The organism is Paenibacillus sp. LS1 (genome assembly GCF_026013365.1).
In the GTDB taxonomy this organism is placed as follows: domain Bacteria; phylum Bacillota; class Bacilli; order Paenibacillales; family Paenibacillaceae; genus Paenibacillus.
Map to the genome: position 1 here is coordinate 181,459 of NZ_JAPDOE010000005.1, position 15,049 is coordinate 196,507.

13 protein-coding genes are annotated in these 15,049 nt (G+C 38.6%); 1 reads left to right on the forward strand and 12 read right to left on the reverse strand.

Going from position 1 to position 15,049, the window contains the following annotated elements:
- Positions 1-119 precede the first annotated feature (119 nt).
- The 11 genes from OM416_RS19985 to OM416_RS20035 all read right to left on the reverse strand — a co-directional run bounded on the left by OM416_RS19985 (position 120) and on the right by OM416_RS20035 (position 11,782).
- The gene (locus OM416_RS19985; protein WP_264932470.1) at positions 120-4,100 is read right to left on the reverse strand and encodes a DNA topoisomerase 3; all 3,981 of its coding nucleotides are present in this window, start codon (positions 4,098-4,100) and stop codon (positions 120-122) included.
- Positions 4,101-4,295: 195 nt separating this feature from the next.
- Entirely contained in the window at positions 4,296-4,697 is a 402-nt protein-coding gene (locus OM416_RS19990; protein WP_264932471.1) for a hypothetical protein, read from the reverse strand.
- A 302-nt stretch (positions 4,698-4,999) separates the two neighbouring features.
- Positions 5,000-5,443, reverse strand: a complete 444-nt coding sequence (locus tag OM416_RS19995; protein ID WP_264932473.1) for a hypothetical protein — start codon at positions 5,441-5,443, stop codon at positions 5,000-5,002.
- A gap of 80 nt (positions 5,444-5,523) precedes the next feature.
- The gene (locus tag OM416_RS20000; protein WP_264932475.1) at positions 5,524-5,796 is read right to left on the reverse strand and encodes a hypothetical protein; all 273 of its coding nucleotides are present in this window, start codon (positions 5,794-5,796) and stop codon (positions 5,524-5,526) included.
- Positions 5,797-6,311: 515 nt separating this feature from the next.
- Positions 6,312-7,310: a DNA adenine methylase gene (locus OM416_RS20005; RefSeq protein ID WP_264932477.1), complete on the reverse strand. Its 999-nt coding sequence runs from the start codon at positions 7,308-7,310 to the stop codon at positions 6,312-6,314.
- A 546-nt stretch (positions 7,311-7,856) separates the two neighbouring features.
- Complete coding sequence (locus tag OM416_RS20010; protein ID WP_264932479.1) at positions 7,857-8,435, reverse strand: hypothetical protein; 579 nt, start codon at positions 8,433-8,435, stop codon at positions 7,857-7,859.
- 23 nt (positions 8,436-8,458) lie between these two features.
- Entirely contained in the window at positions 8,459-9,106 is a 648-nt protein-coding gene (locus tag OM416_RS20015) for a hypothetical protein (RefSeq protein ID WP_264932481.1), read from the reverse strand.
- Positions 9,107-9,306: 200 nt separating this feature from the next.
- Positions 9,307-9,552 (reverse strand): hypothetical protein, encoded by a 246-nt coding sequence (locus OM416_RS20020; protein ID WP_264932484.1) that lies wholly within the window; start codon positions 9,550-9,552, stop codon positions 9,307-9,309.
- Positions 9,553-9,620: 68 nt separating this feature from the next.
- The gene (locus tag OM416_RS20025; RefSeq protein ID WP_264932486.1) at positions 9,621-10,373 is read right to left on the reverse strand and encodes a hypothetical protein; all 753 of its coding nucleotides are present in this window, start codon (positions 10,371-10,373) and stop codon (positions 9,621-9,623) included.
- 40 nt (positions 10,374-10,413) lie between these two features.
- Entirely contained in the window at positions 10,414-11,118 is a 705-nt protein-coding gene (locus OM416_RS20030) for a hypothetical protein (protein WP_264932488.1), read from the reverse strand.
- Between the two features lie 235 nt (positions 11,119-11,353).
- Positions 11,354-11,782, reverse strand: coding sequence for a hypothetical protein (locus OM416_RS20035; RefSeq protein WP_264932490.1), 429 nt, complete (start codon positions 11,780-11,782; stop codon positions 11,354-11,356).
- Positions 11,783-12,739: 957 nt separating this feature from the next.
- Here OM416_RS20035 and OM416_RS20040 point away from each other — a divergent pair.
- Complete coding sequence (locus OM416_RS20040) at positions 12,740-14,092, forward strand: hypothetical protein (protein ID WP_264932492.1); 1,353 nt, start codon at positions 12,740-12,742, stop codon at positions 14,090-14,092.
- Positions 14,093-14,459: 367 nt separating this feature from the next.
- Here OM416_RS20040 and OM416_RS20045 read toward each other — a convergent pair whose 3' ends face one another.
- A complete protein-coding gene (locus tag OM416_RS20045) occupies positions 14,460-15,032 on the reverse strand; it encodes a hypothetical protein (protein ID WP_264932494.1) in 573 nt (190 codons plus the stop codon).
- Positions 15,033-15,049 lie beyond the last annotated feature (17 nt).

Genomic DNA, 15,049 nt, shown 5'->3' on the forward strand with positions numbered 1-15,049 from the left:
CTTAAAACATTAAAGTGCGTATTTTAAGAGGGAACGTTAATTCTATTTAACCCCTTGTATATATAAAAGACAACTTTGCAGGTAACAAACAAAGTTATCTTTTGAATTAAATAGTATTGTCATAAATGATATGGGTTCTTTTGAGTAATGTATCTCATTACATTTTCAATTTCTTCATCTGATACATACGCGGACACTAAACGTTGTCTTGGCCGGTCCTTAGGTTTGAAGTACATATCGCCTTGGCCAAGAAGATCTTCTGCTCCTGGTTCATCTAGAATGACCATGGAATCATTGGTTGCAGACACTGCAAATGCAATACGAACCGGCATATTACTTTTGATGTTGGGTGAGATGAACGCCTTTGTAGGTCGCTGCGTTGCTACTACTAAATGAATTCCTGCTCCTCTAGCAAGTTGAGAAAGTCGTTGAATTTCGTCTTCTACATCTCTAGGTGCTAACATCATGAGATCCGCCAATTCATCAATAATGAGTATAATGTAGGGCAATTTTTCAGCTTTTGGATCTTGTCGTAAAAGCTTTTCATTATACATTTTTATATTACGCACTCCACCCATTTCAACGAACATAGCGTACCTTCTGTCCATTTCACTGGTGAGTCTCTTCAGTGCTCGCAGTGCTAATTTTGGGTCAGTAATAATCGGACTGTATAGATGTGGTAAATTTTCGTACTTGGATAACTCCACCATCTTTGGATCGATCATCATGAACTTCACTTCCGCAGGGGATTTTCTAAAAATTAAACTTAGAATAAATGAGTCAACATAAACCGATTTACCAGCTCCTGTTACACCAGCAATAAGTAAATGAGGCATTTTCGCTAGATCAGCATATTGAGGAGAACCGGTCATATCCACACCAATTGCGAAGGTCAAATCACCTTGATCGTTTATAAAGGATGGATTTTCCAGCATACTTCTCAGGTTAACAGTATAGGGCTGTTTATTTGGAATCTCTATGCCAATATATTTGGAACCTGGAATGGGCGAATAAATTGTAATCGTTTCTGCCTCAAGAACCGCTTTAAAATTGTCTTTATAGCGACGATACTTTGATATGTTGATATTCATAGAGACTGGTAACATTTCAAATCTAACGACTTTTGGACCGTAAGCAACATGTTCTACCCTTGCCGGCATCTTCATCATTTCTGTCGCTGTCTCGATCCACTCGATCTCTTTGCTGCTATCTTGTGTAAGTTGATCTAAGGATTGTTTTTTCAAAAGTGCCCCTGGCAGCAGTAACTTTCTGGGTTCAGGTCTTTTAAAATCAAGTTTACCCTCATTACCCAATGTCATATAGGCATCAAAAGGAGTGTTACTCTTCTTTGAAGTAAACCCGCGCTTCAGACTAGTTTCACCTTTCAGGAGTAGTGTTTGTATATCCTCTCTAGTAATGTCTACCCCCATAATTATTTTCCCTATAGTGTAGTCACAAGCGGTTTGGTGATAGGCACTACAACCATAGAATTTCCCCTTATCCGTGATATGGCCCGAAACACATTTAGGGCAAAGACCTAAGTCATTCATGTTGAGAGAAGGCTGTTGTGAAGGTTTCTGCTGGTGTCGTTGAACGCTCCCCCCATTACCTGCAGGTGGATAGTTCTGTTGCACTTTTTTGGGTTGTTCCGGAATATTTACTTTTGCTTGGGGTGCAGAAGTATTAATTTGATGGGTTACTTCTGGATTAACTGATCTTGCAGGCTGGTCAGCCGGCTTTTCGGCAGCAACGCTACGCTGAGGTTTCTCGGCCGAATCGATCGGAGCCCTCTCCGGTTCACGGACAACGGGTGCTACACGTGCTTCTACTTTTCTCATGAATAGATGAGGATACTTTTCCTGGAATTGCGATGTATTCATGTAGACTTCTCTCGGCATTGACCCTAAAAATTTTGAAACCACACCGAGTGCTTCCAGGGCATCGATGAGTTTGGCAGCTTCAGTATAGCCGACCCCTAATTTTCTCTGAATCAATGATACAGAACCTTGTTTAGCTTGAACAACCACCCACATCGCCTTTAGAGTCATTTGGTCAACCACAGGACCTGGGTTGGGCTCAGACGGCTTAGATTGGACTGAGCGTGGCTGCTCCGGACTACTGGCTTGTTGCTTCACAGGTTGCACAACGATTGGTTTAGAGTCGATTACAGGTTGGACTCTGGCAGGAGGTGGATCAGATATAGGAGTGCTTTGATGTTGTTTATCTGTTATTTGGGTACTTTTTCCTTTACCCAGGTACTCCATCGTTGCGCTGTATCCAGATCGGACCAATTCTCTAGTTTGCTCCTGCACCTCTTTAACGAAAGCCTTGTAAGGATATTGTCCATTACTAATGTCTCTTAATTTGGTTTCCCATTGAGCTGTCATTTCTGCACTGGTCAATAATGAGGGTCCAATGGCTTCAACCAGCAATTTGCCTTTCTCCGTTGTGAACACCTTATTCTTTTTAACTTCAATGTATTTCTGGGATTTAAGTCGATCAATCATCCCAGCGCGAGTAGCCTCTGTCCCTAATCCACCGGTGGACTGCATGATATTTTCGTAATCTTTGTCATCAATATGCTTGCCAGCGTTTTTCATAAGAGAAATCAGATCACCTTCGGTGTAGCGTTTGGGGGGCTGCGTTTTCCCTTCCTTCACCTCAGTGTGTATCGCTGTACCTTTTTCTCCCATAGCCAGCTGAGGTAAAGTTGTCTCATCATCATCCGTCAAATCATCTTCAGAAGATGTTGGCAACGGAGAAATGACGTTTTTCCAACCCGAAGCTACTGTTACCTTGCCTTTAGATAAAAACGAAAATTTAGAATCGACATACGTCACAATCGTTGTATAATCAATGATTGCATTGGGATAATGTGCCGCGATGACTGAACGAACAATCATATCGTATAAATTGCGTTCCTGTTCATTTTTTAAATCTGAAAGATTAGGGACATTTTCCGTCGGTATAATTGCATAGTGATCAGTTACCTTATTCGGATTCACATAACGTGTATTTCCTATTAGCTCTGGTTGAGGAGCAGGCAACAAAGGAGCATACTCTTTTAATTGCTGGAGTTTGCTTAAAATGCCTGGAAGCTGCCTTGCTTCCCCTTCAGTGATGTACTGTGAATCAGTTCGAGCATAACTAGTAATTTTTCTTTCATAAAGGCCTTGTAATACTTTTGTTGTCTCTGCAGGAGAATACCGGTATAGTTTATTAGCTGCAGTTTGAACTGAAGACAAGTTGTGCAACAAAGGAGGCTTATACTCCGTTCTATTGAACTTCACATCTCTTACTTCTGCTGGCTTGTTTTTACAGGCTTGTGCCAGCTCCTCAGAGATCTGCCGTGCGGGTAAATCCGTAAGATCATCCTTAAACCATTTTCCTTTAAACTCTTTACCATCAATCGAAAGAGTAGCATATACTTGCCAGAATGGTTTAGGAACAAATTTACTGATAGCCACATCTCGTTCCACTAACAGTGAAAGTAATGCGCTTTGTACTCTCCCTGTTGAGAAACTGCCTTCAGCTTTTCCTCGAAGTAAAATACTATACAAGCGAGATGTATTCATGCCGATCAACCAATCGGCACACTGTCTGCTATATGCTTCATAGAATAAATTTTCCTTCGTTTTTCCAGGCAGTAGGTTATTGAAAGCATCTTCTACTGATTTTTTGGTTAATGAAGATGTCCATAATCGTTTGGTCGGCTTTTTATTCCCCGCTTGTTGTAGGATAAGACCGGCAATGAGTTCACCCTCACGTCCTGGATCAGTAGCGATAATGATTTCGGAAGTCTTTGGGTCCTTCACAAAGCGTTTAATTACAGCAAACAACTTAGACTTGGTTCGATCAACATGATATTTGAATTCAGTTGGGATGATCGGCAAATCTTGTAGGTCCCATTTCTTGAATTTTTCATCATATTCTTCAGGCTCTAAGAGAGAGACTAAGTGTCCTGAAGCCCAGACCATTACCCCACCTTGAGGAAAAGTCGAACAGGGTGATATCTCTATATATCCTTGGGCCATTTTATGCGGAAAGGGTTTCGCTAACTCTTCAGCTTGTATTTTTTTTTCGGCTAGAACAACTTTCATGATAACCTCCCGTAAATCAGGCAATAAAAAAGCACACTTTCCCCAAATTAGGAAAAGAGTGCTTCTCTTTGTTTTCATTATTCTTTGTTTCATTATACCAGTTTTAATTCAGTGATAACAGATTCCTAAGAATCATTTAACATGTCCGAATTGGAGAGGCTGGTAAACCATGAATGCGTATGTAACATATCTCAATTAAGGATGCATTTCATCTTTTGCATTCATAGCAATCTGATATCTAATAAATTCTTCGGTAACGACTCCATCTAGATAATTCTCTAAAGTATATAGAGCATCAATCATGTCTACTTCACTTGTGAATTTAAACTGCATAGAACGCGAAAAATCATTACTTTGTGAGTAGACGATATTCTTCAAAGGGATTGATTCCAGAGATGCTTGCCATGTGAAGGTAGCTTCCTCAAACCATTTTTTATTTTTAATTTTACAAACTTTCAAGCTCTTATACTTATATTTATAGTATAGCCTTTCATAAAAACCCTCAAATCCTTTTGAGAATTTGACTGTAAAAATATACGGATCAGGAAAAATCGGCTGTACACGTTTTTCGATTGTAAACAGTCCCAAATCATTCATAGTCTAAGCCTCACTCTTTATTATTTTTAATCAGATGAACATTGAAATACTCCCTATTCACCATATCTATTTACCTGCCTGTGATCTCTATTTAATGATTCTGATTCCTACAAATAACTCCTCAACGTCCCTGTCTAGATATTTCGCCGCCTTACACGCCATATCAAATTTAGGAGTTGAGTTGTTGTAAATCCATTGGTATACAGATCGTTGGCACACCCCAGCAGCATTTGCTTAATGCCACTCCTAATCAAGATATTGAAAACCTTCGTCTCAGTGTATTATTCTCCATGGTGCGGTTGTTAGTCTTTTTTGAAGACACTATCATTCCGAGCAAGTTCATTTTGGGTCGTAATATAGATTTCTACAAGAAATATCAATCTCTGTAAACAGACATTTATTATCATGTCATTCTGTATTGCTTCTTCTCGTTGCCAATCCGGATCACTTTGAAAAAGGGCATCTTTGATAAAGAGATCTCGAAGGTTAGAATTACTGACTGATAGTAGCTTAGAACGTAACGAGAGCCACCCTCCAGAACTATGCAGCAATTCATAAGATGCACTAACAATTTGGTTAAAGTTAGTCAAATCATTTTCACTTGAAACATAGAGTTGAACAACCGATAGTAGGTGTTTCTCTTCTTGTGTCCAAAAGTCTTCAGTTATAGAAAGGTGTTTAGTAAGATTCATTACCTTTTGTCCAAATTCCGTAACTATTGCAGGAAATAAATGTTCAGTACTCATAATTATTAAGCCCCTTTTCAATGACAAAGCTATTAGAATACGTTGTAGTACATCGACAGCGTCATTTTATAATTTGCCTATCATTGGCCACCTGATGCTTGACTGGATCTATCCATTAAATACAGCAAAACTGGAACTGATATTATAGGTAGCAATACTCTCCAGGATTGAAGTAGAATTAAAATATTTTTATATGAGGCAGTATCTCCCCTAGTGAATGTTAAAAAAATTATAAACATGAGCCATCCCATACAACCAACTAATAAAAAGAAACTCATAATAAAGACAAGACCACCTATTAACGAGAATGTCTTAAAGAAACTACCGATACCTTCATGTAATTTTTCCAACATCTTGGATTCATCCCTCCTTCACGATATCCTTAATTTTCAAGCAATTGATTACACATAAATCACTCGTAATCCGTCTTTTCATAAATATATTAGCGATATTAAGTGTTGTTAAAAATGATACGTGATTACATTGAGAGATACTCATCAATCAGACGAATTACGACAGTCAGAACAAGGAGGAGAGTGACCTTCTTGATCAGTTGCTTTCTTTTCTTTGAGATTAGAATGGCGAGAAAAATTGGAAGGGACAGCAACAGACTGAAACTTATAAAGTTATACACCCATGGATGTGTCAGTAGCTTTACCACAATCAGAAAAAAATCTATAACAGAGCTTTGGATCTCATGCAATTTTCCGCTTGTATTGTTATTTAAGTAGCGTAAGAGCACTATTATAAACAGAGCTTCAACATATGACTTAAAAAGTCTGTACGATCTATCTTCTATGGAATGCGTATTGGCTTTTTCCACTGGTAACATTCTCTCCCTTAAATATGGATTGATTTGATGGATCTTTTAGGCGCTGAATCTTCTTTTGATACGATGAAATTCGGGGTACTCATATATTTGTGTAATTAATGGATGATCATCATATGTAACGATAATGTCAGCACACGGTGTTTCTAAGTACAATGATTCAAGAAGAAATTGAAGATTATGATGATCCTCTTCTGTATAGTAATGCAGGTATAATTGTTCACCTGCAGTTACATAAGGTGGATCAACCAGGCAGGTGCTGTCATCTTGAAAAAAGTGGTTTTCAATGAATTTCAGTGCATCTATGTTCTCTACAGAATACCTATCCTCCAAAGCATGAATAGAAGATATTCGTTTGCACAAGTTATCCGGATTCCATCGGGACAATAGGTTTTCCTTGTTTCCCCGAATACCTCCTAAAGGATTTGCTTTATAGATTCCTGAATATGCTAAGCGGTTAACCACCAAGAGGCACCAGGCAGCCTCAAACATATCGCAGTCCTTATAGTAGTTTTTAATTATTGTCCTAGCTCGAATAAAATCCTCATGTGTTGGTGTCACAGACCTTAGTTTATTTATTAAGAGTTGGGGTGTAGTTTTTATAAGCTGGAAGAGGGAGTACACTCCGAAATCATAATCGTTAATGATGAGTCTTTCCACGAGTCCTGCCTCAAGTAGACCAAACTCTACGCTACCTCCCCCAACATAACCACTAGTTAATACTTTCGACTTTTCTGGCCGTAAACGCGCTTGTATAAAATGAGCTACTTTACTCTTGCCACCTGGATAACGTAAAGGTGATAAACGTTTTTTTAATTTAATGCTTGGTTTATGCAAAGCTACTTCGTTCGTCTCGTCTTTACTTTCGAGGAACAGCGTGAATTGTCGATTTGCTGCTTCATCTTCTGGATTAAAGAAGGTGAAGCCCTGACAGTGATCGCACCAAAAACCTTTATTCTCGATTTGGTCTACTGGTTCGAGATCTAGATCATATTCCTCACCACAAAAGACACAACAAACCAGATGATTATCAGTCATGTTCTCACCTTTCAATTCCTATAAATATGGAGCATTAATTCAGCTGGATTTATGTCTGAGGTGCAACTCCGTATATTCTGTATATAATTGTGATGTAATCGCACCGAACGCATAGTAAAAGTTAAGCCTCCCTACATCAATTGTTGAAGGACTTTGTTTCCAGACATCAAATAGAAGTTCAATCTGCTTATCATCCATGATGTAGACAGGAATTCCTTCGCGATTGTATTCGGACTTCAGTTTATGAAAGGTTTCTAGTGATATCTCTTTTCGTGGAAGTCTTTCAAACAACTCGTAATACAGATTTGTCTGACTATCTTGATAAAACACATGACCGACGACTGTATGCGGGTATTTAGGCAACATTTGCTACTGTCACTCCTTTCTATATAATGCCTAATGGAATGTGCCTCCCATTAACTTCAACATCCAATTGAGTAAGTCTCTAGTTTCTATCGGTTCCCATGTCCCCTGTCCCTGAAGTTGCTCCAGAACGGCAACAAAACTCTTTGGCAATGGTAAGAACAACAGCCTTAATTCCAGCCCTTAGAGCGCGGGGTAGTCCTCCAGAAGCTGCTCATAATCGATGTAATCCAATATGGAACCAATTAGGTCTTGTTGGGCTTCAGGACTTTCCTTTAAGCCATTGGAGTATCGAACAGCCTTTGTGATATAGCGCTTAATATGCACGGCTAAATCAATACCATAGAAGGTGAATTCCGCCATGCTTTTCCGGTTGTTTTCGATTAAATCTCCACGAGAACCAACATCGATCTCCACCAACGCGAGTAATATGACCTGTAAATTACACTGAGGATGCAAGAGATAGAGCAAGTGAGGTTTATTTCTGAATAATCTTTTAAGATAACGACATACCGCAGGATATTTAAAAAGGTGCCGCTTATCCAAACCTTCAAATGATAGAATAATAGACCCTTTACCTTTAATTTTCTTCTTCTCAGCCCGTTCAATGATATTTAGATTTTTTTGAAAACTTCCCGAAATCAAGTCTTCCTTTGTTATGTTGATTGTCATAGGAACAATGGCCATATCATTAGAAGAATAATTGCTGCGCTCTTTCGTACACTCCATTAAAATGGATGAAATTAGCTCTTTACGTTGCATCTCTTATTGCTCCAATCTTGTTCTTATTTATAATGTTCAATCACGCCGCTATAGAGAAAAAAGAATTCATCCTTTATATGTGTTTTCGTACCCCATGTGAAGATAGGTTTATCTGCAGCGTAGCCCATACCTCTGATTACTTGAGTAATTAGTAACTCTATCTGATCCTCGTACTCACCTTCAGATAATTCAGGAGACGATGAGGGGATCTCTATAGAACAATTAACTGTTGCCTTATCACCTCGAATCGTGAAGGTAAAGTTCTCAAGTGTCCAACCAAGTTCCTTTCTCATAGATGGTGAGGGGGATAAAGGCGTTATAGAATTCGGTTCAACATGAATAGTCTTTTTTAATTGAAACGGTTCTTCCTGCCAGAGTTTATTGGGATCGGAAGGTTGATGAAACTTGCAATTTCTATACAATAGAGTGATTTTTTCATCAATTTCAATCACACGATCTATGACCCACCAATGATGAAGGCTACCTGCAGTCCCTAGTATTTCTTTATAATCTTTTGTTTTCTTAATAGTAATCATAATTTTTTCTGTGGCTTTGAGATCAGCATCAAAAATTGCATCTCTAATCTGATATAAAATATTAAATTTTTCTTTATTCTTTTCTAATCTTCTGCGAGAAATGTATCTCTCCCATTTATAATCTGTAACTTTCAAGGTGTGTAACTCCCTCCTCCTATAGGTTTGTATTGTAAATTGTATTTACTATACAGTGCCTCGTGATCTTCAAAAGAATGCCTCTAAACACTTCTGACGTGAGGCTAAAATCATATTACTTTAATCGAGCCCAGTTGCCCAATTCCAGGAGATGTTTTTTGTAAACAAAAAAAAGAGCCAGGATATTATCCCAGCTCCAATCATGCTTTATTTTCATCCAGAATCTCTAAAATCGATTTTTTGTCCAAGAGGCTCATTAAATTTGAGATGGTAAGGTAATGTTCTTCTGATATTTCTACCCGTTCTCGCACCTTCTCAAATGGGATGAGGTTGCCTGTAGAGTCAATTACATACTCCATTGGTATAGATCCATTGTTTAAATCAGATGGATTGCACCTTCCATGTGACTGATAATCCAAAACTATGTTATTTTCATCTGGTTTCAAAATATTCAGAGCTCCCTTACTTTTATTTGTTGCTATCATAATATGATTATCGTTCTATGTTTTCAAGTTTAGACGGTGCTTGGGAAAAGCTTTAACAATTGAACTGTATACCTCTGCAAGCTACGGATGGGTTCTAACGCATCCTTGCATTCGTGTGAAATCCAAGTGTAACCTTCTTGCGTGAGTCGATATACATAGGTATGCTTCCGATTCGAAGTCCATCTCCCGATAATCCATCCTCTTTCGGGGTGCTCCATTTCATGAGCCAATTCATAAATGTATCCTTCACCACACTGCCAACCATACCGGAGCTGCATCAATTCATATATCTCGACACAGGTACACGCTTTTTCTTTCTCTAGGATTGTCAGAAATAAATAACGAGTGAGATGACGTACATTAATCAACCGGTTAAAATGCTTACGTACCGCATCACTCATTGGTGGTCTTTCTTTTACCAGATGGCCGTTTAATTCACTTACAAAATAATCTGTCGTATCTTTGAGCTCACTTAGCAAAACATAGTAGGTGCTGCTCAACTCTTCTTGTTTTTTAATACCTTGATCGGTAATGGCCATAATTTTATGATTCCCGATTCTTTCAGCCTGTACCACCCAGTTGTGTGAAGCCATCTCGCGAATGACCTGGTAGATGTAAATCCTTGAGTTCAGATTCTCAGATTCTCTAACAACAGTCTCACTCAGTGATTTCATCACTTGTGGCTCTATACGCAGTTCACGAAAGATGATCAAGTAAATGATGTCTTTAGTACTTAACCCTAAACCATCTTGAGTAGTCAGGGTTTCACTTTTAGCTACCATATGAGAACCTCCTATCATTATGATAGTGGATTGTAATACACTATGTTTTCGTGCGTACTTTTAATAGCTTGACCTGTTCCCAGGCCTCCTCCACCGTTTTTAGCCAGATACCAGAGGGGATTCCGGAAAGATCGATCGGGGATTTCGGATCTATGTCTAAGTTCCGGACGAACGCTTTTCGTGCGCCAACATTGGTGCACATATGGAAATCCTTTTCCTCTATAAGAAAATTGCGCAAGTGTTCTATTCTCTGACGAAATAATTTGAGATGTTCACTTGACTCTTTTTCTTTTAAAGCTTCTATTTCATCTTCGTACTGTTCCAACAAACCTTCAATAAACTGCTCTTTGTCTTTAGGATACCTTTCATCGTTCGAATGTTCAAAACAGTACATCATACCCTCATGTGCTAAGAAGAGAGTGATTTCTTGTTCTTCCCCGATGTGAACACGCAAACGATTCTGCGATTCATTGAATTCCCTTACCTTATTAGAGACTTCCTCTTTAACGTATCCTAGAGGTCTTCTGTTTAGGTCATTGTCATTAATCAACTGATCCTCTATTTCAAACTCTTCAAGACGCTGAATGTCATAAAATATTACTGATGTCTTCCAGAGTGCCACAAGCTTTAGAAAGTCTTTGTATTCCTCAAGTTGAACATCCACATGATCCGGGATCGCCGGCAATAGCAAACTGCAGTGCTGTTCCAGATCTTTTTCGCATGTTTTAAAAGTGAATGATTCCATAATTCAACTCACCTCTCTTGATATGATAGTCGTTGAACGGTTTTAGCACCTATCTGATCCGAAGCAAACTAGCTACAGGGTATGTATGTCGTAGATGATCTTTACCTGTTCTATGTTCCCATGCGGACTTGATTGCCAATTTGGAAAATCTATAAACTAGCATTTCAAAGTCCATAGATTAATCAAGTCCTGACGAGGTCAAACTTAAAAGTTAAAAGAGCATGGAACGTTTATCTTAAACATTCCAGTTCTCGGAGGCAGAGGTGTATTCCTCGTAAACTTGCAGCAATATATTTAGCATTTTGATTTTTTTACTAGGAGTATTCTCTTTTTCTAATATCCATTTAGTCTTAAGTGCAAATAGATGTTCTGGAAGATAATGTTCTGAAAAATCAGTATATTTAAAAGCTTGTAGGACATCCTCTCTACTTCCATACTCATAAACATATTTGGTTATGCCACTGGACAAAATTCTCTTACGTTCATCCTGCATATAATCAACTTGCTCTTTTATTCTTTCGAGTTCCAGATTTAAGACGGAAAAACGAGTATCAGTAGCGACACACTGATTTAGTTGATCTTTCACATCCTTAAAACGTTCTTCTAAACGAAAACTCAATTCATCGGTGAACTCCAATTCAGTTTTAGGTTTTATTTCACTCACGGACTAGCCTCCCTTTTATGATTAAGCTATCCTGGTACAACCCATCGTATGCTTCAATCAATTGTACCAAGAAAGTACGGAACACAAATGAAGTTGAAGGAGTAGAAGAAGAGGGGAACGAATGTACGTTTGTTTACCTGATTATAGCATATGCGTTTTGAACCCACTACAGGTTCGCATTACATTCACTACTCGATAGGGTTGAGATCTGCTATGCTGTCCTATGTCTGCTGACAGGTAGTTCATCATTACTAAGTCCAGCATAATCCTCACTAGACTGAATAGGTTTACCTTCTGCAGCTAGGTTTGTTCTTCGCTCGTAACCTTCCCCTTTGTGACGAGGTTTTCTACTTTGGCCAATTTAGTACGTACATAGTTGCAGATCTAAATTCTTCTACTTGATCCGGATCAAGTCATGTTTTTGTTTGTGGGGGCGGGGGGGATGATCTTCTCGGCGGCAAACCAGGGTCCATACAATGTAGCAGAGTTCAAATCCAAAGATCAAAACCCGTTGAAAAGGTAGGGCCAACCACCCAACAGGCAAGCAAAAGAATGAGGTACATGAAAGAAAAAAACGGAGAAAAAGGGATATGTGGAAGAGGTAGAGCTATTCAAATCAGATCTCTATTAAGTCGAGTGAGGTCTATTCCGTGCTTAATAGGTGTTCTTTTAACAATATATTTAGATGATCAAACAAACAACAACCAACCAGCTATAACTATTAGTTATTTGTTAAAGTAGTAGTTATAGTTGTGTTACTAGTGTTGTTCGGATTAAGTACCCTCCAATACCAGTTGCTTTATCCGAATCTGAGTAAAAATAATTAAAAAAGGCTTATGTTCAGATTTTTCAGGAGTTTCATATAAGTACATATTTGTGTCGATTAATTGCGGTTAGAGCCATCAGAATAAAATTGCATTATGTAATGGATACTACCTCTTAAAGGAGGTATCAACCATGATTGAAACAGATTATTTAAATGGAATGAATCTCGGGCTAGGATACAACACAATGACTAACTCTGTTCACCCGGCAGTTGCTTTAGACAATATAAATGACATAAGAGCTGTGGTTAATGCAACGGGCCAGAAAGTGTATTTTCAGCTCGAACTTTTGAGTAACAGTTTAAGTTTGTCGGAACAGCTAAAAATGTCCGCCAGCGCCTCACTAAGTTATGGCACTACAAGTGGCTCCGCTAAGGCTCAATTTATAAGCTCGTTTAAGCAAAATAGCTTCACGGTGTATGTATTAGTGCGAGTTCATGTTGAAAATCAACAAACGCTACTGGATCTTACGAGTGCAAAAATGAATGATAAAGTAGCCTTAATGTACGCGACAGATATTATAGGGTTCACAAACTTATATGGTGATTCTTTTGTGTATGGTATCCTGAGCGGAGGTGATTACTTTGGTGTTCTTGAGATTGAAAGTAAGTCAGCTGAGGAGTATAGGTCTATCAAGGCCAGTTTATCTGGAAAAGCAATGTTTGGCGTCATCAGTGGAGAAGCAGCCGGTTCCTTTGAACGTGAAATCAGAAAGATCACCACTTCATATAAGATGAAAGCAACGATTTATCGTGATGGGGCTGAAGGTGTATTGCAAGGTATTTCTTCTGACCAGCTAATTCAAGAAGCAATAGCCTTCCCTAACCAGGTACTAGGGGGTAAAGGGGTTCCCTTCTCCGTGTTGTTATTGCCGTATACTCAAATTCCTCACCCGCCAAGCCAAACCATAGGACAAACAGGTGATCCTTATTGTCTTGAGAATTTTGGAAAGTATTATGAACGGTTAATAAGGCAAAGAAATGACCTTCAGTATGCCATTGAAAATCAACAACTCTTCCCCGGTCTGCCAGTAACAGAAGTGAACGAGCGCCTCGATAAAATCCAAAATGAAATAGAAAAAGTGAAGACTGCTGCAAGAGCATATTCCAGTAATCCATATGTATGTCCTGTTGTAACGGTTTTAGATGAGTTATTTGTAAATCTAATTCCGCAACAAGTTATCCCTTCAAGATTGGGACATAAATGGTATTGGACAATGGGCGCTTGGTTTGCTTTATTTGTTCGCGATGGAGATACAAATATATTTAAGGGTGACTTTAAATTAGGCACAGATGTGATTAAAGCTTCTCTAGAAATCCACGAAAGTGGAAATGACCTTTTTATTATTAGAAGGGATGAAACTAATTTCCCTTGGGATCGTCATGACGATACTGTCTATAAAGGGTTTTACACCTCAGAAAATACAGCAGAGGGCGTTGATTTAAAGGATGGTAGCATTACATGGAACGCAAAAATAGAGAATTAATATCAAGGAGTACTCTATTCGAAACATAAATTTTGCTCCAAAATATTAAGCGAAAGTTAAAATGTTGAAAAGCCAATAAAATTATGAACTTGGTTGTAAAATGTTTTCTTGAATGACATTAAACTAAAAAAAGCATTCAAAGTGAAGGAGTACCGTCTCCTGCGTCCTATTGGGAACCAATCACAAACTATGACTCCCAGTTGTGTTGAGAAAGCGTGAAAACACCATAATATGACTAATATACGCCACGCTTATGGGTAAACAACTGGTCCCTTTATGAGTTAAATTAACTTAACTTAATTTAACTTAGTTTTGAACATAAAAAGAACAACAATCATTGTTGACTGTTGTTCTTTTTATAGCAAATTCAGTTCGTTTTTTCAGTAGGTAAATGAAGCAGTTTTTTTTCAAAAGAAGTGACATCAATTTGGTTGATGGTGGCTAGAATAAGTGCATAAGAGTTCTCCTTCTCCCAATCCTCTATCGCTGCCCCATGGTAATGTATGTGTTGGAACAACTCCGGATCAAAGTGTCCATGCGGCACCTCCACCTGATCTCCCATCCACATCCTGATCCGGAAATCAATCATCGTGTTATCACTAAGGATAATCCATAAATGAGGTTGGACAATACGCGATGAGCCATCCATTTGAACTTTTCCCGCGAGTACATCATGTGCTATTCCCGCCCTACTCAGTATCAAGCTGATTACTCTTGTCAATCCATCACACTCTAATGAACAGTTATCAAGTTCGCTAAGTATGGTCCCAATTTCCGAGTCGGTACTCATCAGCATACGCGCTTTCCTGTACCAAAGATAATCTTCATCAGTTGAGTCCAATCTTGCCCCTCTCGACTCGATTTCCTTTTGTGTGTCTTGATCCTTACAACCAACCGGTATTAATCCAGTTGATATTTTCTTGAAGTATTCCAGATTCATTATTTGTCTTCCTTTGT